This is a genomic window from Leifsonia sp. GW821-FHT13C09 (assembly GCF_058806435.1).
This window is the reverse complement of sequence record NZ_JBXAPS010000002.1, coordinates 177850-197147: the sequence shown is the minus strand read 5'-3', so window position 1 is coordinate 197147 and position 19298 is coordinate 177850. Positions and strand designations below refer to the sequence as shown.

14 protein-coding genes are annotated in these 19298 nt (G+C 71.2%); 9 read left to right on the top strand and 5 right to left on the bottom strand.

The annotated features are described in order from the left end of the window. Nucleotides 1-1254 carry a sugar ABC transporter substrate-binding protein gene (locus tag AC1ROW_RS09030; protein ID WP_493018548.1) on the bottom strand — a complete coding sequence of 418 codons (1254 nt, stop codon included), beginning with the start codon at nt 1252-1254 and terminating at the stop codon, nt 1-3. Between the two features lie 374 nt (nt 1255-1628). Between AC1ROW_RS09030 and AC1ROW_RS09025 the strand changes: the two genes are divergently transcribed. From AC1ROW_RS09025 to AC1ROW_RS09005, 5 genes are all read left to right on the top strand, one after another. After that, the gene (locus AC1ROW_RS09025; protein WP_493018546.1) at nt 1629-2666 is read left to right on the top strand and encodes a LacI family DNA-binding transcriptional regulator; all 1038 of its coding nucleotides are present in this window, start codon (nt 1629-1631) and stop codon (nt 2664-2666) included. A gap of 48 nt (nt 2667-2714) precedes the next feature. Then, on the top strand, nt 2715-3317 hold the full coding sequence (locus AC1ROW_RS09020; RefSeq protein ID WP_493018545.1) for an antibiotic biosynthesis monooxygenase: 603 nt from the start codon (nt 2715-2717) through the stop codon (nt 3315-3317). A 255-nt stretch (nt 3318-3572) separates the two neighbouring features. Next, complete coding sequence (locus AC1ROW_RS09015; protein WP_493018543.1) at nt 3573-4403, top strand: DUF4097 family beta strand repeat-containing protein; 831 nt, start codon at nt 3573-3575, stop codon at nt 4401-4403. Continuing rightward, nucleotides 4400-5029: a PadR family transcriptional regulator gene (locus AC1ROW_RS09010; RefSeq protein WP_493018541.1), complete on the top strand. Its 630-nt coding sequence runs from the start codon at nt 4400-4402 to the stop codon at nt 5027-5029. The genes AC1ROW_RS09015 and AC1ROW_RS09010 overlap by 4 nt, the downstream gene beginning before the upstream one ends. Nucleotides 5030-5279: 250 nt before the next feature. Continuing rightward, nucleotides 5280-7445, top strand: a complete 2166-nt coding sequence (locus tag AC1ROW_RS09005; protein WP_493019006.1) for an APC family permease — start codon at nt 5280-5282, stop codon at nt 7443-7445. 4 nt (nt 7446-7449) lie between these two features. Here AC1ROW_RS09005 and AC1ROW_RS09000 read toward each other — a convergent pair whose 3' ends face one another. Next, nucleotides 7450-8148: an MBL fold metallo-hydrolase gene (locus tag AC1ROW_RS09000; protein WP_493018540.1), complete on the bottom strand. Its 699-nt coding sequence runs from the start codon at nt 8146-8148 to the stop codon at nt 7450-7452. 119 nt (nt 8149-8267) lie between these two features. Here AC1ROW_RS09000 and AC1ROW_RS08995 point away from each other — a divergent pair, with 119 nt between their 5' ends. Then, nucleotides 8268-9023, top strand: a complete 756-nt coding sequence (locus tag AC1ROW_RS08995) for a MerR family transcriptional regulator (protein ID WP_493019005.1) — start codon at nt 8268-8270, stop codon at nt 9021-9023. 74 nt (nt 9024-9097) lie between these two features. Here AC1ROW_RS08995 and yczE read toward each other — a convergent pair whose 3' ends face one another. Next, nucleotides 9098-10009, bottom strand: coding sequence for a membrane protein YczE (gene yczE / locus AC1ROW_RS08990; RefSeq protein ID WP_493018539.1), 912 nt, complete (start codon nt 10007-10009; stop codon nt 9098-9100). Between the two features lie 63 nt (nt 10010-10072). Here yczE and yczR point away from each other — a divergent pair, with 63 nt between their 5' ends. The 3 genes from yczR (at nt 10073) to AC1ROW_RS08975 (ending at nt 16143) form a co-directional block, all read left to right on the top strand. Beyond that, on the top strand, nt 10073-11569 hold the full coding sequence (yczR, locus tag AC1ROW_RS08985) for a MocR-like transcription factor YczR (RefSeq protein WP_493018538.1): 1497 nt from the start codon (nt 10073-10075) through the stop codon (nt 11567-11569). A 137-nt stretch (nt 11570-11706) separates the two neighbouring features. After that, nucleotides 11707-15135: an efflux RND transporter permease subunit gene (locus AC1ROW_RS08980; protein ID WP_493019004.1), complete on the top strand. Its 3429-nt coding sequence runs from the start codon at nt 11707-11709 to the stop codon at nt 15133-15135. Between the two features lie 111 nt (nt 15136-15246). Beyond that, complete coding sequence (locus AC1ROW_RS08975) at nt 15247-16143, top strand: arginase family protein (protein ID WP_493018537.1); 897 nt, start codon at nt 15247-15249, stop codon at nt 16141-16143. A gap of 272 nt (nt 16144-16415) precedes the next feature. Here the strand turns inward: AC1ROW_RS08975 and hutI are convergent, their stop codons facing one another. Beyond that, a complete protein-coding gene (gene hutI, locus AC1ROW_RS08970) occupies nt 16416-17576 on the bottom strand; it encodes an imidazolonepropionase (RefSeq protein ID WP_493018535.1) in 1161 nt (386 codons plus the stop codon). Continuing rightward, nucleotides 17573-19258 carry a urocanate hydratase gene (hutU, locus tag AC1ROW_RS08965; RefSeq protein WP_493018534.1) on the bottom strand — a complete coding sequence of 562 codons (1686 nt, stop codon included), beginning with the start codon at nt 19256-19258 and terminating at the stop codon, nt 17573-17575. The genes hutI and hutU overlap by 4 nt, the downstream gene beginning before the upstream one ends. Nucleotides 19259-19298: the final 40 nt, after the last annotated feature.

Genomic DNA, 19298 nt, shown 5'->3' with positions numbered 1-19298 from the left:
TTACTTCAGCGCTTCGAGGTTCTTCTGCGTGGCGTCGAGGATCGTCTTCGGGTCGCTCGTGGCCAGCGTCTCCAGCTTGCTGTTGAGGTCGGTCACGACGTCGGCCGCGCCCTTGGCGGTCGGCACGCCCTTGGCGTAGCTAGCGGCGTTGAGGAAGGGGACGAGGTCGGGGTTGGCCGACTTCCACTCGCTCGCCGCGGACTTGATCGACGGCATCGGGCCGAACGCCTGGGAGAAGGCGAGCTGGTCGCCCTTGCTGGTCAGCTTCTCGACGAGCTTGAGCGCGGCGGCCTGGTTGGGGCTGTCGGCGGCGATGCCCCAGCAGTTGGTGAACTGGAGGGTGCCCTTGCCCGCCGGGCCGGCCGGGAGCTCGGCGACCTGGTACTTGATGTTCGGGTAGTCCGACTTCATGGCGCCGGTGATCCAGTTGCCTTCGATGGTCATCGCGGCCAGGCCTTTGCCGAACGCCTCGCCGCCCCAGCCCGCGCCGAGGTTCTTGGCGTACTTGAGGTCGCCCGCGTTGAGCATCTGCTTGACGAAGTCGAGCGCCTTGACGTTGGCGTCGCTGTTCGCGGTCGCCTTGGTGCTGTCGTCGTTCATCAGGTTGCCGCCCGCCTGGACCATGAAGGAGCCGATGCGAGCGTACTCACCCGAGATGCCGAGGCCGACGTGGCCGTTGGCGGTGAGCTTCTTGGCGACGGCCTGGAGCTGGTCCCAGGTCTTCGGGATGTCGCTGTCGGTGAGGCCGGCCGCGCTCCACATGTCCTTGTTGATGACGAGCTGAAGCGTGGAGAAGTCCTTCGGCGCGCAGTAGAACTTGCCGTTGTAGGTGAAGGACTTGACCAGGCTCGGGTAGAAGTCGCTCTTGTTGGCGAGCTGGTCGCCGTACGCGAGCAGCGAGCCGTTTGAGGCGTAGCCGGCGAGCGCGTCGGTCGAGAGGTAGAACACATCCGCCGGCTTCTTCGCCGCGAAGCCCTGCGCGAGCTGCTGGTTGAGGTCGCTGGCGGCGACGACGCTGGCCTTGGTGCCGGAGCTCTTCGACCAGTCGCCGACAGCCGACTTGACCGCGGCCGTCTCGGCGTCGCCGGACGAGCCGATCATGACGGTAAGCGCCTTGTTCGACGAGGTCAGCTTGCCGGTGTCGCTGCCGCCGCTGCCGCTTCCTCCGAAGCCGGAGCCGCAAGCGGTGAGGGCCAGTGCGGCCGCGGCGGCGACGGCGCCGCCCGCGAGCCAGCGAGATGTGATTCTGCGCATGTGTTTCTCTCCTTGGTGTGAGTGTGCCCGAACGAACGGGCTCACGCGGTGGGGGTGCGGAAGTCGTGGATCGTTCGCGATGGACGCGGGCCTGTGGAGGACGAACGCGGAGCGCTGGGGTCGGTCCGCCGCTCTGCGATGGCCCGCTGCTCTGCGCGCATCCGACCTCCTGTGGTCTCGTTCCGGGGTACGACATCCCTTTGATCGATCAAATTCGGTGATGCTACAGTGCATTTTGAACGATCAAACCGGGACGCTGTCACCATACTCACGGCCTTCGGAACGTGTCAAGCGGGGGCAGCGGCCCGGCTCGAACGCGCAGCGGTAAGGTCTGAGACAGCGTCTCCGGCCGGAGCGCGTGGGGAAGGAGAAGCATGGGCGCACAGCCGACGGTCAGCGACGTCGCCGACGCCGCGGGCGTCTCGCGGCAGACCGTCTCCAACGTGCTGAACACCCCCGCGATCGTGCGCCCCGAGACCCGGGAGCGCGTCGAGGAGGCCATCCGCTCGCTCGGCTACCGGCCGCACGCCTCCGCGCGCCGGCTGCGCACGCAGAAGAGCTCCACCATCGGCATCCGCCTCGACCCGATGACCCGCGACGGCATCTCCGGCAGCGTGCTCGACCGCTTCCTGCACGCCCTCACCGAGCAGGCCGACCGCAAGGGGCTGCGCGTCCTGCTCTTCACGGCGGACGATCCGCAGGACGAGATCGAGCAGTTCCGCCGGCTCTCCGACGGCGCGGACGTGGACGCCTTCGTGCTGACCTCCACCTTCCACGGCGACCCGCGCACGGAGTGGCTGATCGAGCACGGCCAGTCCTTCGTCACCTTCGGCCGGCCCTGGGGCATCGACGACATGACCGACCCGCTGCACCTCTGGGTGGACGTGGACGGCCGCTCGGGATTGCGCGAGGCGACCGAGCACTTCCTCGCGCGGGGCCTGCGCCGGATCGGCTACCTCGGCTGGCCGGCCGGGTCGGGCACCGGCGACGACCGCCGGGCCGGCTGGCTCGAGGCGATGCGGGAGGCGCGCGCGGTGGACGACGCCACGCTCGCGACGCTCGAGGAGGTCGCGGAGGACGGCGTGCCCTTCGGCGCCGAGGCCATGCGCCGGTTGACGGCCCGGACGGAGGTGGAGGCCGTGGTCTGCGCCTCCGACTCGCTCGCCCTCGGCGCGCTGACGGCGACGGCAGGCCGCATCCCGGTGATCGGCTACGACGACACCCCGGTGGCGGCGTCGCTCGGGTTCTCGAGCGTGCGGCAGCCGCTGGAGGAGGTGGCGGCGGGAGTGCTCGAACTGCTGACCGGAGCGCATGGCGGCCGAGTGCGCTCGTCGGTGGACGACCCGCGCCACCGGCTGGTGACCCCGCAGCTCGTGGTGCGGGAGGGCGGGAGCCTGATCGGCTCGCACTGAGCGCGTTCGCGAAACGCGCGCGAAACCCGCGGCGGCGACAATGGACGCATGACTCCACAAGAGCCGAACGTCTCCGCGCCACAAGCGCAGAACCCGGACCTCCCCCCGCGCATCCCCGTCACCGTCTCCATCACCCGCCGCGTCGACCCCGCTCGCCTCCCGGAGGTGACGCACTGGGTCCAGGCGGGCGTCAACCTCGCCAACACGTTCGAGGGCTTCCTCGGCTCCGGCTGGGTGCGCGCGACCGCCCACTCGCACGAGTGGCACATGCTCTACCGTTTCGCCGACGCCGCGTCCCTGGAGGCGTGGGAGGCCTCGGACGAGCGCGCCGAGTGGCTGTATCAGGGCCGCGAGTTGGTCGAGGTGTCGCGCGTGGAGCGCCGCACCGGCATCGAGGGCTGGTTCGACGAGCCGCAGCCCGGCGTCCCTGCCGCCCCGCCGCGCTGGAAGCAGGCCGTCACCATCTGGCTCGGCTTCTTCCCGCTCTCGCTCGCCTTCACCTATTTCACGTTCTATCTGGTCCCCGGCTGGCACCAGCTCTGGCCGCTCGCGACGGTCCTCATCACGACACTGCTGCTCACGCCCACGATGACCTACATCCTCCTGCCCTTCGTAACCCGCCTCCTGCACCCCTGGCTCGCCCGCCGCTGACCACCCGCAGCCATCCGTTCCTGAGTTATGTACGCTCCCCCCCCGGCGTGTCGCGTACAGAACTCCGGAACCGATGGAGGGCGAGTGGGGGATGTCCCTGAGGTGACCCTGAGATTCGGGGCGGAGGGTTGCGTCGCGCGAACTCGCGATATATCGTGAATACGTCAACATCGCGATATATCGCGAGTCACCGAGGGCTCCGCCGGAGCCTGAACGCAGAAGCACGTATATCCACGACGCAAGGAGCGCGAGAGCATGGCACATGAGAAGTGGCTCATCCAGCCCGGCGAGAGCCGCACGATCGACGTGGAGCTGGTCCGCTCCCTCAAGGTCGGGCTGCTGGGCGGCCAGATCGACATCATCGGCCACGACGAGCCGGGAGCCCGGGTGGAGGTCCACTCGGTGTCCGGCCGCGACCTCAAGGTCAGCATCGATGACGACCGCCTCGAGATCGACCACCCGCAGCTGCGCTGGGACAACTTCATCGACGTCTTCAAGTCGATGCGGTCGAGCGCCCGCGCCGACGTCAGCGTGCTGGTGCCGCGGGACGTCGCCCTCAAGTTCGGAGTGGTCACCGCGGGCGCGCTCATCTCGGGGCTGAAGACCGACGCGCGGCTCAGCACCGTCTCCGGCGACGTCGTCATCGACGGCCTCGAAGGCGCACTGGAGCTCAACTCCGTCAGCGGCGAGCTCTCGGCCCGCGGTCATACCGGGCGCATCAGCGCGCACACGGTTTCGGGGGACATCACCGCGACCGGCGCCATTCCGCGCTTCAGTGCGGACGGTGTCTCCGCCGACATCATGGTGGACATCTCCGGCACCCCTGACGAGATCCAGGTCAACACCGTCTCGGGGGACACGACCATCCGCATCCCGGAGGCCCTCGGCGCCCGCTACCGGGCCAACACCGTCTCCGGACGCGTCCAGCTCGACAACGTGATGGTCGTGGGATCCGCCGGGAAGGGGTACACCGCGACCACCGGCAGCCTCGACGGCCACTGGGTCGACATCACCGTCAACTCCGTCTCCGGCGCCGTCTCGGTGTTGCGCAGCTCCGCGGCGGCCCAGGGGCAGGCGTCGGCGTGACCCCCGTCTTCGCCCACGGCAGCCTGCGCCTCTACCTGCTGAGCCTCCTGGCGGAGGAGCCGCGCCACGGTTACGAGCTCATCCAGGCGCTGAGCGACCGCTTCGGCGGCACCTATGTCCCGAGCGCCGGCACCATCTACCCCCGACTGGCGAAGCTGGAGGAGGAGGGACTGGTCACCAAGACGACCGACGGCCGCAAGACCGTCTACGCGATCACCGACGCCGGCCGCGCCGAGCTCGCCGCCCGTGAGCCCGAGCTGGACGCGATCGAGGACGAGGTCACCGACTCCGTCCGCCGGCTCGCCGACGAGGTCCGTGCCGGCGTGAACGACGCCATGCGCACCCTCCGCGCCGAGCTGGCCTCGGCGGCGCGGGAGGCCAAGCGCGACGCGACGCGGGTGGACCCTCGGCAGGAGGCGCGCGAGGCGGGCCGCGACGCCCGCGCGACCGCCAACGCCGCGGCGCGGGAGGCGGAGGTCGCGATCAACGAGTTCCGGCAGCAGCTGCGCACCGACCTGCGCTCGCAGGCGGCGCGCGGCGGCCTCCCGGAGAGCGTCGTTCCCCTCCTCAAGGAAGAACTGCTCCGCGTTCGCCGCGCGATCGTCGAGGCGATCGGCCGCGGCTGAACCGCCCGGTGAGAGCGGATTTCGATAAAGATCCCCAGGAAGACTCAGCTCATGCTCATCTCGCTCCCACTGAGGCCGATGACGAGCCGACTCCCGCGAGAATCCGCGGCAACGGATGCTCCGCGGGGCGCCGACCCAGTGTTTGCGGAATCGCCTTCCGCCGACGACGCGACGCGCCGATTTGACAGCGTTTTGGCAGCGAGTATTCTCGTCCCTCGTGACAAATGAGGGGAGATCCCCGAAGCGCTGGTTGATCGGAGACCCGCTTCCGAGCGAGAAGCTCGAAGGACAGCTGCTCCCGAAGCACCTCGCCCTACCCATCTTCGCCAGCGACGCTCTCTCCAGCGTCGCCTACGCTCCGCAGGAACTCCTGATGATCCTGCTGCTCGGCGGCCTGTCGTTCCTGACGTTCGCCCCCTGGGTCGCCGCGGCCGTCGTCATCCTGATGGTCACGGTGGTGCTGAGCTACCGGCAGCTGGTCAAGGCCTACCCCTCGGGAGGCGGAGACTACGAGGTCGCGCACAAGAACCTCGGTGAGAAGGCCGGCCTGGTCGTGGCCTCCGCCCTGTTGGTCGATTACGTGCTGACCGTCGCCGTGTCGGTCGCGTCCGGCGTCGACAACGTCATCTCGGCGCTGCCGTTCCTCGCGCCGTGGCGGGTGGGGCTCGCGGTGCTCTGCGTCGTGATCCTCGCCGCCGTCAACCTGCGCGGCGTGCGGGAGTCGAGCAAGGCGTTCGCGCTCCCCACCTACATCTTCATCGGCAGCATCTTCGTGATGGTCGTCACGGCGCTGGTCCGCACCGCGCTCGGCCACGCGCCCGTATCCGAGTCGGCCGGCTACAGCGTGCACAGCAGCAGCGTCACGCAGGCCGCGATGGTGCTGCTCCTGCTGCGCGCCTTCTCCAGCGGCTGTTCCGCGCTGACCGGTGTGGAGGCCGTCGCCAACGGCGTTCCCGCCTTCCGCACGCCCAAGATCCGCAACGCCCGCACCACGCTCGCGATGATGGGCGGCATCGCGATCGTCCTGTTCGCCGGCCTCACCGCCACGGCGCTCATCAGCGGTGTGCACTACGCCGAGAACCCCTGCGACCTCCAGGGCTGGGCGCAGTGCGCGACGTCCCCGCAGCGCTCGCTCATCGCGCAGATCGCCGCGGCGACGTTCGGCAACAACACCGTCTTCTTCTTCATAGTGCAGGCGGCCACCGCGGTCGTGCTGCTGCTCGCCGCGAACACGGCGTTCAACGGCTTCCCCCTGCTCGGCTCGGTGCTCGCCCGCGACTCGTACGCTCCGAAGGCGCTGAACACCCGCGGCGACCGGCTCGTCTACTCGAACGGGATGATCCTGCTGGCGCTCGCCGCCACCGTCCTGCTGCTCGTCTACCAGGCGAACCTGACCCAGCTCATCCAGCTCTACATCATCGGCGTCTTCGTGTCGTTCACGCTCGGCCAGTCAGGGATGGTGAAGCACTGGGTCACGATGCTGCGCGGCAGCGGCACGGACGGCGCGGCGGTGCTGAGCCAGCGCGAGCGCAGCAGCATCGTCCGCTCGCTCTGCATCAACGCGTTCGGCGCGACGCTGACCTTCGTCGTGCTGATCGTCGTCACGATCACGAAGTTCACGCACGGCGCGTACCTCGTGTTCATCTTCATGCCGATCCTCTGGTTCCTGATGCTCGGTGTGAACCGGTACTACCGCGATGTCGAGAAGGAGATCGAGGTCGACCCGGTCACCACCTTCGGCAGCGTCGGCGACCACGCCATCGTCCTCATCGGCAAGATGCAGAAGCCTGCCCTGAAGGCGCTGGACTACGCGATCGCCGCCCGGCACGACTCGATCGAGGCGGTGCACGTCTCCATCGAGGAGGAGGCCACGCAGAAGCTGCAGCGGCAATGGATCGAGCAGAACATCCACGTCCCGCTGACGATCATCGAGTCACCGTACCGCGAGTTCGGCGTCCCGCTGATCAAGTACCTCAAACACCGCCGCGAGGAGCACGGCTCCGAGGTGGTGACGGTCTACCTGCCGCAGTACATCGTCGGCCACTGGTGGGAGTCGCTCCTGCACAACCATCGCGCCCGCCGCCTGAGCAAGCAGCTCATGCTGTGCCACGGCGTCACCGTGGCGCTCGTCCCGTGGCTGCTCGACTCCTCGTCGCTGATCTACGGCCGCCGGTCGCGGCCGCTGCCGGGACAGGACCGCCGTGGCGAGCCGGTGCGGCCCGTCGCCCGTCGCCCGCTGGCGCCGGCGTCGGCCGCGCGTGCGCGCATCCACATCCACCCGACGCCGATCACGCTGAGCGAGTCGAGCGAGTTCGCGGCGCCAGGGGAGCTGGCGGTGCCGCCCGTGGCCGCCGACGAGCGGACGCCGCAGGGCTCGGACGAGCAGCAGACGGTGCCGGCGCGGGCGAAGCGGTAGGCGCCTACAACCGGAGCGCCGGGCCGTGGCCGGGCAGCACCCAGCGGGCGTCGCACAGGCTGAGCCGCTGCGCGCTCGCCTCGGCCCCGTCGGCGTCGTGATGGAAGAACCTCGGGAGCTGCTGCGGCTCGCCCTTGTCGGGGAGCAGCGCGTGTCCGGTCACGAGTGCGTCGCCCGTGATCAAGACCTCGGCCTCCGGTTCGAACAAGCAGGCGTGGCCGGTCGTGTGGCCGGGCGTGGGCAGCACCTCCAGGCGGTGGCCCGTCGACAGCTCCAGCACATCGGCCGTGATCGCCTGCGCGGATGGAACGCCGACGTCGCCCAGGCCGCCCGCGCGGATGGCCGACACCGCCCACGGGATCGTGCCGCGGCGCAGAGCGACCGGCAGCAGGTCCGCGATTGTGACCTGCTCGGTGACCTCGCGCCGGACGTTCGGCAGCTCGCTCGCGGTGGCCAGCACCTCCACTCCTGAGCGCTCACTGTAGTCGCGTGCCGCGCCCAGGTGGTCGGAGTGCCCGTGCGTCACGATGATCCGGGCGAGCGCCGAGACGTCGAGGCCCGTCGAGCGGACGGACTCCTCGACCAGTAGGCGGTCGGCGGGATAGCCGCAGTCCACCAGCTCGACGCGCCCCTGCCCGTGGAAGACGGTCCAGTTGGAGGCCGGTCCTTCGACGAAGAGGATGCCGGGGGCGACGGTGGTCATCGATCGGATTGCGCGCACCGGACGACAGTATCGCGCCGGGGCTTGACCTTGACGTAACGTCAACTTCTAACGTGGTGACTGCATCACACGAGAGGAGACGGATCATGGTGGAGGCGACCGTGGACTGGAGCATCCAGGACATCGCGCGCATCGCCGGCACGACGAGCAGGACGCTGCGTCACTACGACGAGCTCGGCCTGCTGTCGCCGAGCCGGGTCGCTGCCAACGGCTACCGGCACTACGACCGCGACTCCCTCGTGCGGCTGCAGCGCATCCTCCTGCTACGGGACCTCGGGCTCGGGCTCCCGGCCATCGCCCGCGTGCTCGACGACCGGCAGGATGCGGTCCCCGCCCTGCGCGACCACCTGACCTGGCTGCGCAGCGAGCGGGAACGGCTGGCGCGGCAGATCGCGTCGGTCGAGTCGACGATCCACGCTGTGGAGGAAGGAGGGGAGATCGTGGCTGAGGAGATGTTCGACGGCTTCGACCACACCCGGTACAAGGAGGAGGTCGAGGAGCGCTGGGGGAAGGACGCCTACGCGGCGTCCGACCGCTGGTGGCGCGGGATGACCGCCGAGGAGCGCGCCGGGTGGCAGCAGCGGCAGAAGGCGCTCGCCGCCGACTGGATGGCCGCCGCCGCCCGCGGGGTCGACCCCGCGTCGGAGGAGGCGCAGGCGCTCGCCCGCCGGCACGCCGACTGGCTGGCCGACATCCCGGGCACGCCCGGCTACGGCACCGGCGCCCCGCGCGCCGCCTACCTGACCGGCCTCGGCGACATGTACGTCGCCGACCCGCGCTTCGCCGCCAACTACGGCGGCGCCGCCGGCGCCACCTTCGTCCGCGACGCCCTCCGCATCTACGCCGAGGCCCTGTAGCAAACCGCCGAGTACGCAGATTGTCTGCGCACTCGGCGGTTTTCGCCTGATTTCGCGTACTCGGCAGCTGCCGGCTAGGCGCGGCGGGTGCGGGGGCGGCGGGTGCGGCCGGTGAGGCGGTCGTCGAGCCAGTGGGCGGCGATGAGGCGGGAGGGGCGGCGCGCCGCCGCCGGGTCGGAGGGGGCGCGGTCGGGCTGCGGGCCGCGCACCAGCGGGGAAGCCGCCCGGTCGACCGCCCGTGAGCGCGTGGCCGCGTCGGACTCGAGCAGGATGCCGTCTCGCACGTCGAAACGGACGGCATCCCGCTCGTCCGCACCCTCCGCGCGGAGGCCGGGGCCCTGCTCCGCCGTGCCTTCGAGTTCGCCCTCCAGCTCGGCGTCCGCGGGCGCGGTCTCCGGCAGCCGGATGGCGAAGAACGGGAGGGTGAGACTGCACAGCGGCCCGACCAGCAGCGCGAACGCGAGCGTCCCGACGCCGACGTTGCCGCCGAGGAACCAGCCGATGATGAGCACCGTGACCTCGATGGCCGTGCGAACGGCCCAGATCGGCCGGCCGGTGCGCGCGTGGAGGCCGGTCATCAGCCCGTCGCGCGGGCCCGGGCCCAGCTTGGGGCCGATGTAGAGGCCGGTGGCCACCGCGAGCAGCAGCAGGCCGGCGGCGAACACCAGCACCTGCGCCCAGAGCGCGGTCTGCTGCGGGATGATCCACAGCCCGAGCTGCGCGCTCGGCCCGACCAACAGCACGTTGAGCACCGTCCCGAGCCCCGGCCGTTGCCGCAGCGGGATCCAGAAGGCCAGCACGACGACGCCGACCAGGTTGGTCACCAACCCGAACGGGATGCCCGTCTTGTACGACACCCCCTGCGCCAGCACGTCCCACGGCGAGACGCCGATGCCCGCCCGCACCATCAGCGCGATGGCGATGCCGTACAGGAACAGCCCGACCAGGAGCTGGCCGAGGCGGCGGGTGAGAAGGAAGCGGGACATGCTGACAATCCAATCGCTCGATTGGCCTTACAACAAGATGCCAATTCAGATAAAGTGGCCCGCATGCCCGACGCCCAACTGACCGCCCGCTCCCTGGAGTCGCTGCTCGGCGACTGGCGCGGGGCCGCCCCCGGCTACCAGTCGCTCGCCGACCGGGTCCGCCTGCTCGTGCTGGACGGCCGCATCCCGATCGGCACCCGCCTGCCCGCCGAGCGCGACCTGGCGGGCCGGCTCGACCTGAGCCGCACCACGGTCAGCGCGGCCTACCGGCAACTCCGGGAGGGCGGCTTCCTCGACAGCGTGCGCGGCTCGGGCAGCGTCGCGCGCCTCCCCGGCCCGGCGCTCGCGCTGCCGCTGACCGGCGGCGAGGGGATGCTCGACTTCACCAAGGCCGCGCTGCCCGCCGCGGCCTCCCTCCCGGCAGCCGCACGCGCCGCGGCCGAGGAGCTGCCGCACTTCCTGCCGGACTCCGGCTACGACCCGGTCGGCCTCCCGCACCTGCGACAGGCGATCGCCGACCGCTACGCCGAGCGCGGCCTCCCGACCAGTGCCGACCAGGTGCTGGTGACGGTCGGCGCGCAACAGGCCATCGCGCTCATCGCCCGCACCTTCCTGTCGCGCGGCGACCGCGCGCTGGTGGAGATGCCCACCTATCCGCACGCGACCGAGGCGCTGCGGCTGGCCGGTGCCCGGCTGCTCCCCATCACGGTCACGCCGCCGGCGGACGCCCCGCACCCGCTCGGCACGGACGGCCGCGAGGCCGCCGAGGAGGACGGCTGGGACGCCGACGCCGCCGAGCAGGCCATCCGCCGGGCGAGCCCGGCGCTGGCGTACCTGATACCGGACTTCCACAACCCGACCGGCGCGTCCATGTCCCCCGCAACCCGCGAGCGCATCCTCGCCGCGGCGGCCGCGCACGGGACGGTGGTGGTGGGCGACGAGACGACGGCCGACCTCGACATCGACCGGCCCGGCCAGTACCTGCCGCTGCCGTGCTACGCCCACCGCACGGCGGGGGATCCGCCCGTGCTGCTCATCGGCTCGGCCTCCAAGAGCCTCTGGGGCGGCCTCCGGATCGGCTGGATCCGCGCCGAGCGCCCGTTGATCCAGCGCCTGATCGCGGCCAAGCCGTCGACCGACCTGGGGACGCCGATGATCGAGCAGCTCGTCGTCGCGCGGATGCTGCCGCAGACGCACGAGATCCTCGAAGAGCGCCGCGGGCAGCTGGCCGCGGGGCGGGAGACTGTGCGCCGGCTGGCGGCGGAGGTCTTCCCCGAGTGGCGCATCCCGCGGCTGCACGGCGGGCTCGCGGCCTGGATCGGGATCGGCGCGCCGGTCAGCTCGGCGCTCGCGCTCGCCGCGCGCAACCACGGCCTCCTCATCGCCGCCGGTCCTCGGTTCGGTCTGGACGGCGCGTTCGAGCGGTTCCTGCGCGTGCCGATCACGTACAGCGAGGACGAGACGCGGCGCGCGTTCGCCGCGCTGGAGCGCGCCTGGGCCGTCGCCTCGGTCGAGCCCGCGCCCTACTACGACGCGGCGGCGCTCCCCAGCGTGGTGTGAGGCTCCTCCACCGGTACGGCCTGCGTCGGCGGAGACGTGGTACCTGGGGATGAGGAACTTGCACAGGCTGCAATGAGATACTTTGGCAGCGCCGCCGTCGTCGCGTGCCAGCACTCACATTCGCCAAGGGGACCTCCGTGCACTATCTCGCCGTTCTCAGCATGAAGAACCGCGCCCTGATCGCGTTGATCACGATCGTGGCCGCCATCTTCGGCGGCGTCGCGCTGACCAGCCTCAAGCAGGAGCTCGCACCGTCGATCTCCTTCCCGCAGCTGGTCGTGCTCTCCAGCTACCCCGGCGCGTCGCCCGAGGTCGTCAACCACGACGTGAGCACGCCGGTGGAGGCCGCCATCCAGGGCGTGCCCGACCTCGACTCCACGTCCGCGGTCAGCAGCACCAACCAGTCGATCATCACGGCGAAGTTCACGTACGGCACCGACCTCGCCACGGCCGAGCAGAAGATCGACCAGGCGATCAACCGGATCAAGTCGACGCTGCCCTCGGGCGTCAACCCGCAGGTGCTCTCCGGCTCGATCGACGACCTCCCCGTTATCCAGCTCGCGGTCAGCAGCGACACCGACCAGCGAACCCTCGGCGACGACATCACCAAGCTCGCCCTGCCCGACATCAAGGCCGTCAGCGGCGTCAACGACGCGCAGCTCGTCGGCGAGGTCGGTCAGCGCATCACCATCACGCCGGACACGGCCAAGCTCGCCGCGGCGGGTCTCAGCGCGTCGGCGATCAAGGACGCCCTCCAGCAGAACGGCGTGCTGCTGCCCGGTGGCTCGATCACCGAGAACGGACAGACGCTCACCATCCAGTCCGGCGCGCAGCTGACGTCGGTGGCGGACATCTCGGGGCTGCCGCTGATCAAGTCGAGCACGGGTGCGTCGGGCGCTTCGGGTGCGTCGGGTGCTTCGGGTGGCTCCGGCGCAACGGGTGGCTCCGGCGCCGCAGGCGCGACGGGCGCGAACGGGGCCGCAGGGACGACCGGCGGGAACGGCGGCACGGGTGCGGCCTCCGGGGGCGCCGGCGCACGAGGCGCGGCCTCCAGCCAGTCCGCGGCCGCGGCCGCAGCCGCCGCCACGCCGAAGACCATCGGCGACGTCGCCACGGTCGCCCAGACCGACGACCCGGTGAGCTCGCTCTCCCGCGTCAACGGCAAGCCCGCACTCACCATCGCGGTCACCAAGCTCCCCTCCGCGAACACCGTCGCCGTGTCGCACGCGGTGTCCGCGCTCATCCCGAGCCTGGAGACCAAGCTCGGCCACAACGCCACGATCACCGTCGTGTTCGACCAGGCGCCGTTCATCACCCAGTCGATCAACTCGCTCGCCGAGGAGGGCCTGCTCGGCCTCGCGATGGCGGTCATCGTCATCCTGGTGTTCCTGCTGTCTGTGCGCTCCACGCTCGTGACCGTGGTGTCCATCCCGACCAGCGTGCTCATCACCTTCATCGTGATGTGGGCGAGCGGCTACACGCTCAACATCATCACGCTCGGCGCGCTCACGATCGCGATCGGCCGCGTCGTGGACGACTCGATCGTCGTCATCGAGAACATCAAACGGCAGCTCGTGCCCGGCGTGGACCGAGCCGTCACGATCATCCGCGCCGTGCGGGAGGTCGGCGGCGCGATCACGGCGTCCACGATCACGACGGTGGCGGTGTTCCTGCCGCTGGCGTTCGTGGGCGACGTCACGGGCGAGCTGTTCCGGCCGTTCGCGCTGACCGTCACCATCGCGCTGCTCTCGTCGCTGCTCGTCGCGCTGACGATCGTGCCGGTGCTCGCGTACTGGTTCCTGCGCGCGCCGAAGGCCCGCAAGCACGAAGGCGGCGAGGCGGAGGACGAGGCCGCGCACCTCTCGGTCGCGGAGGCCACGGCCTCCGGCCACGACGAGCTGGAGCATCCGTCGCGCCTGCAGCGGGGCTACCTCCCGATCATCCGCTGGACGCTGAAGCACTCCGTGCTGACCGTCGTCGCCGCGGTCGTCGTGCTGATCCTGACGTTCTTCTCGTTCCCGCTGCTCAAGACCAACTTCCTCGGGTCGAGCGGCCAGAACTCGCTGACCGTGTCGCAGACGCTGGACCCGGGCGCGAGCCTCCAGGCGAAGGACGACGCCGCCCGGAAGGTGGAGGACAAGCTCCTGCACACCACCGGAGTGAAGACCGTGCAGGTGTCGATCGGCTCCAGCGGCTCGACGCTGCGGGACGCCTTCACGGGCGGCGGGGGCGCCACGACGTTCTCGGTCACAACCGACCCGAACGCCGACCAGGACAAGCTCCAGACGACCATTCGGAACGAGATGGCGTCGATCACCGGCGCCGGCGACATCACCGTGTCCGCCTCGAGCGGGTTCGGCGGGTCGACCGACATCCAAGTGGACATCAACGCGAGCACCGCGGCGGACCTCCAGAAGGCCACGGACTCGGTCGTCGCCGAGCTGAAGAAGCAGCAGTCGCTGAAGCAGGTCACCGACAACCTGAGCGCCTCGCTGCCGTACGTGTCGGTGAGCGTGGACCGCACGAAGGCGGCGGAGGCCGGCCTCAGCGAGGTCGCCGTCGGGACGTTCGTCTCGCAGGCGATGCAGCCGACCCAGATCGGCTCCGTCGCGATCGAGAACTCGACGCTCAACATCTACCTGCAGAGCGCCAACCCGCCGACCACGGTCGCCGGGCTGTCCGACCTGCCGATCCCGACAGCCAAGGGCGTCGTGCCGCTCAGCTCGGTCGCGACCGTGACCGAGGCCAAGGGGCCGTCGACCGTGACGACCGCGCGCGGTCTGCGGACGTCCACGGTCACGGCGACGCCGGCCACCGACAACCTGTCGACCGCCAACGCGGAGGTGACGACGGCGCTCAAGAACGCCGACCTGCCGGCCGGGGCCACGGCGAAGATCGGCGGCGTCTCGTCCAGCCAGTCGAGCGCGTTCGGTCAGCTCGGGATCGCGCTGCTGGCGGCCATCCTGATCGTCTACATCGTCATGGTGGCGACGTTCCGCTCGCTGCGGCAGCCGTTGCTGCTGCTGGTCTCGGTGCCGTTCGCGGCGACCGGCGCGATCCTGCTGCAGCTCGCCTCGGGCATCCCGCTCGGTGTCGCCTCGCTCATCGGCGTCCTGATGCTGATCGGCATCGTGGTGACCAACGCGATCGTCCTCATCGACCTCGTCAACCAGTACCGCGCCCGCGGACTGACGGTGAGCGACGCGGTGGTGCACGGCGCCTCGCGCCGTCTGCGGCCCATTCTGATGACCGCGCTCGCGACCATCGCGGCCCTGACGCCGATGGCGCTGGGCGTGACCGGCCATGGCGGTTTCATCTCCCAGCCGCTCGCCATCGTCGTGATCGGCGGCCTGCTCTCGTCCACGGTGCTGACCCTCGTGGTGCTGCCGACGCTCTACAACCTCGTGGAGGGCTCGCGCGAGCGGCGGCTGGCGCGGCGGGCGGCGAAGGCCGGCGGCGCGGCCGGTGCGGGTGAGCCCGAGCGGCCCGTGGGTGGAGCAGGGCCCGACGGCACTGCTCCGGAGCCCCCGGTCTTCACGACCCCCGCGGGGGGCCGCCAGCTCTGACTCCCCGGCCGCCCCTCGGCCGGGGTGGCGTCGAGTGCGTGTCCGGGATACCAGACGGCGAAGGGGCGCGCCAGGACGACGGCGGGGGGAGGGCGTTGCTAGCGTCGCGGTATGAGCCTCTCCGTCGATCCCCTCTGGCCCCGGGCCGGTTCCTGGCCGTCGCTCGCCGAGCTCCCGGACGAGCAGGTCGACCTGGCGCTGATCGGCCTCCCGACCTGGCGCACGTCGCTGTCCCCGACGGGAGCTCACGCGACGCCGGGCGCGGTGCGGGAGGCGCTGCGCCGGTACTCGCTGCATGTTCCCGAGCTGGCGGTCGAGGCGCTGCGGTTCGCCGACGCCGGCGACGTGGCGGAGCCCGACGGTCCCGAGGGTGAGCGCCGCGCGATCGACGCCGTGGCGGAGGCCGTGTCACGCTCTCGGCTCACCGTCGCGGTCGGCGGCGACAACTCCCTCACCGTCCCGGCCGCGCTCGGCGCCTGGGGCGATGACGTGGCGACCGCCGGACTGGTGACACTCGACGCCCACCACGACCTGCGCGACGGCGTCTCCAACGGCTCGCCCGTGCGCCGACTGGTGGAGGCCGGCCTCGACGGCCGCCGGATCGTCCAGATCGGCATCGCCGACTTCGCCAACTCGGCCGCGTACGCGCTCCGGGCGATGGAGTACGGGATCACCGTCATCCCTCGCGACGAGCTCCACCGCCGGACGATCGACGAGGTGATGGCCGAGGCCCTGGAGATCGCGGGAGCCGCCGGCGGACCCGTCCACGTCGACCTGGATGTGGACGTGTGTGACCGCTCCGTCGCGCCCGGCTGCCCCGCCTCCGTGCCGGGCGGCCTCGCGGCCTGGGAACTGCGGCGGTTCGCGCGGCTCGCGGCTGCGGACGCCCGCGTCCGCTCGATCGACATCGCAGAGGTCGACGCCACCGCGGACGCGCCCGACCAGCGCACGGTCCGCCTCGCGGCGCTCCTGGTGCTCGAGGCGGCCGCGGGGCTCGCCTCGCGCTGAGTCCGCGCGGCTACTGCGGCGGCGGGAAGCCGGGGTTCGTCGCGGGAGGTGCGTTCGTCACGGGTGGAGGAGAGCCCGACTGAGGCTGCGGCGGCATCCCCGCCTCGAACGCCCGCACGATGAGCGGGATGACCGCCGCCACCGCCCGACCAGGGCGGTCGCCCCTGCCACCCGCCACCACCAGTCCGGCCACGCCGGGACGGGGAAGATCGCGGGAGGGACAGCACCAGCGCCGTCGCCCAGGCGGTCGGCCGCGACCGGTGCCCCTCCGCTCACGCCACGTGCGTGCGCGAAACCAGCGGAACCCCCGGCCGGTAGGCCAGGTGCACGTACGAGGGTGCGTCGAGCACCGCGTAGTCGGCCCGCGCGCCCGGGCGCAGGTGCCCGACATCGTCCCGGCGCAGCGCCTCCGCGCCGCCGAGCGTCGCGGCCCGCAGCGCCTCCGCGACCGTCATCCCCATATCGCGCACCGCGACCGCGATGCAGAACGCCATGGACGACGTGAAGGACGATCCGGGGTTGCAGTCGCTCGCCAGCGCCACGCGCACACCGGCGTCGATGAGGCGGCGGGCGTCCGGGTACGGCTGCCGGGTCGAGAACTCGACGCCGGGCAGGAGGGTCGCGACCGTCCGCGATCCGGCCAGCAGCTCGACGTCGCGGTCGGTGAGGTACGTGCCGTGGTCGACGCTCGCCGCGTCCAGTTCCACGGCCAGCGCGACGCCGTCGCCCGGGCCGAGCTGGCTCGCGTGCACGCGCACTCCGAGGCCGCGCGCGGCGCCGGCCTCCAGGATGCGCCGCGACTGCGGCACGGTGAACGCGCCCGTCTCACAGAACACGTCGATCCAACGGGAGTGCGGCGCGCAGGCGTCCAGCATCGGCCCGGTGACGAGGTCCACGTAGGCGTCCGGGTCGGAGGCGTACTCCGCGGGGACGACATGAGCGCCGAGGAATGTGGTCTCGTCGGTGACCTCGCGGGCGAGCCGGAGGATGCGCGCCTCGTCCTCCACCGTCAAGCCGTAGCCGCTCTTGATCTCGAACGTGGTCGTGCCCTGGGCGCGCAGCTCACGGACGAAGCCGGTCAGACGCCGGCGCAACTCGTCGTCGGAGGCCGCCCGCGTCGCGGCGACCGTGCTGCGTATGCCGCCGGCGGAATACGGGCGCCCCGCCATCCGGGCCTCGAACTCGGCCGACCGGTCGCCGCCGAAGACGAGGTGCGTGTGACTGTCGACGAAGCCGGGGATCACTGCGGCGCCGCCCGCGTCGACGACCTCGTCGGCGTCCTCGCGCGGCGCCGCCGACGCGGGACCGGTCCACTCGACCCGGCCGTCCACTTCCAGGAGGGCCGCGTCGGGGAGGATGCCGAGCGGTCCGGGGTGGGCGGGGTCCAGGGTGACGAGTTCGCCGATCCCGGTCAGCAGCGTCGCGCGGGTCATCGGGCGACCGGCTCCGAGGCCGCTCCGGCGGCCTCCTGCATGGGGACACGGAGGCCACGCGCGCGGGCGATGTCGCCAGCGTGCTCGTAGCCGGCGTCGACGTGCCGCATGACACCGGTGCCCGGGTCGTTGGTGAGCACGCGCTCGATCTTCTCCGCCGCGAGTGGGGTGCCGTCGGCGACGACGACCTGGCCGGCGTGGATGCTGCGGCCGATGCCGACGCCGCCGCCGTGGTGGATCGAGACCCAGGTGGCGCCGGAGGCGGTGTTCAGCAGGGCGTTCAGCAGTGGCCAGTCGGCGATCGCGTCGGAGCCGTCCTTCATGGCCTCGGTCTCCCGGTAGGGCGAGGCGACGGAGCCGGAGTCGAGGTGGTCGCGGCCGATCACGATCGGCGCGGAGAGCTCGCCGGAGGCGACCATTTCGTTGAACTTCAGCCCGGCGAGGTGACGTTCTTTGTAGCCGAGCCAGCAGATCCGGGCGGGCAGGCCCTCGAAGTGGACCTTCTCACCGGCCTGGGTGATCCAGCGGGCCAGCTTGTGGTCGTTCGGGAAAAGCTCCAGGATGGCGCGGTCGGTCGCGGCGATGTCGGCCGGGTCGCCGGAGAGCGCCGCCCACCGGAATGGGCCGCGGCCCTCCTCGAACTGGGGCCGGATGTAGGCGGGGACGAAGCCGGGGAACGCGAACGCGCGGTCGTAGCCGCCGAGCTGGGCTTCGGTGCGGATCGAGTTGCCGTAGTCGAAGACCTCGGCGCCGGCGTCGAGGAAGCCGACCATCGCCTCCACCTGCTTCGCCATCGACAACCGGGCGGCGATGGTGAACGCCTCCGGGTCGGCGGCGGCGCGGTCGTGCCACTCCGCGACGGTGACGCCTTCGGGCAGGTAGCTGAGCGGGTCGTGCGCGCTGGTCTGATCGGTGACGATATCGATCGGCACCCGGCGAGCCAGCAGCTCGGGGAACACAGTGGCGGCGTTGCCGACCAGGCCGACCGAGAGCGCGCGGCGTTCGTCCTTGGCCGCGGTGACGCGGGCGATCGCGTCGTCCAGGTCCTCGGTGAGCTCGTCCAGGTAGCCGTGGTCGACCCGGCGCTGCAGGCGGGTGCGGTCGACGTCCACGATCAGGACGACGCCGCCGTTGAGGGTGACGGCCAGGGGCTGCGCGCCGCCCATCCCGCCGCACCCCCCGGTGAGGGTGAGCGTGCCGGCGAGGGTGCCGCCGAACCGTTTGTCGGCGATCGCGGCGAAGGTCTCATAGGTGCCCTGCAGGATGCCCTGCGAGCCGATATAGATCCAGGACCCCGCGGTCATCTGCCCGTACATGGTCAGGCCGAGCGCCTCCAGCCGGCGGAACTCGGGCCAGGTCGCCCAATCCCCGACCAGGTTGGAGTTCGCGATCAGCACCCGCGGCGCCCACTCGTGCGTGCGGAACACCCCGACCGGCTTGCCCGACTGGACCAGCAGCGTCTCATCCGCCTCCAGATCACGCAGGGTCGCGACGATCGCGTCGTACGCCTCCCAGCTGCGCGCAGCCCGGCCGGTCCCGCCGTAGACGACCAGATCGTCCGGCCGCTCGGCGACCTCCGGATCGAGGTTGTTCATCAGCATCCGCAACGGCGCCTCGGTCTGCCAGCTCTTCGCGCTGAGCTGAGTGCCGCGCGCCGCGCGCACGGGTCGTGATCCCTGCATGGTCCGGTCCTTTCTCACACCGCCGAGTACGCGAATTCTC

Bases quoted from the DNA above. Each gene is read 5' to 3' on its own strand.
- AC1ROW_RS09030 (WP_493018548.1), bottom strand. From the start codon at position 1,254: ATGCGCAGAATCACATCTCGCTGGCTCGCGGGCGGCGCCGTCGCCGCC.
- AC1ROW_RS09025 (WP_493018546.1), top strand. From the start codon at position 1,629: ATGGGCGCACAGCCGACGGTCAGCGACGTCGCCGACGCCGCGGGCGTC.
- AC1ROW_RS09020 (WP_493018545.1), top strand. From the start codon at position 2,715: ATGACTCCACAAGAGCCGAACGTCTCCGCGCCACAAGCGCAGAACCCG.
- AC1ROW_RS09015 (WP_493018543.1), top strand. From the start codon at position 3,573: ATGGCACATGAGAAGTGGCTCATCCAGCCCGGCGAGAGCCGCACGATC.
- AC1ROW_RS09000 (WP_493018540.1), bottom strand. From the start codon at position 8,148: ATGACCACCGTCGCCCCCGGCATCCTCTTCGTCGAAGGACCGGCCTCC.
- yczE (WP_493018539.1), bottom strand. From the start codon at position 10,009: ATGTCCCGCTTCCTTCTCACCCGCCGCCTCGGCCAGCTCCTGGTCGGG.
- yczR (WP_493018538.1), top strand. From the start codon at position 10,073: ATGCCCGACGCCCAACTGACCGCCCGCTCCCTGGAGTCGCTGCTCGGC.
- AC1ROW_RS08975 (WP_493018537.1), top strand. From the start codon at position 15,247: ATGAGCCTCTCCGTCGATCCCCTCTGGCCCCGGGCCGGTTCCTGGCCG.
- hutI (WP_493018535.1), bottom strand. From the start codon at position 17,576: ATGACCCGCGCGACGCTGCTGACCGGGATCGGCGAACTCGTCACCCTG.
- hutU (WP_493018534.1), bottom strand. From the start codon at position 19,258: ATGCAGGGATCACGACCCGTGCGCGCGGCGCGCGGCACTCAGCTCAGC.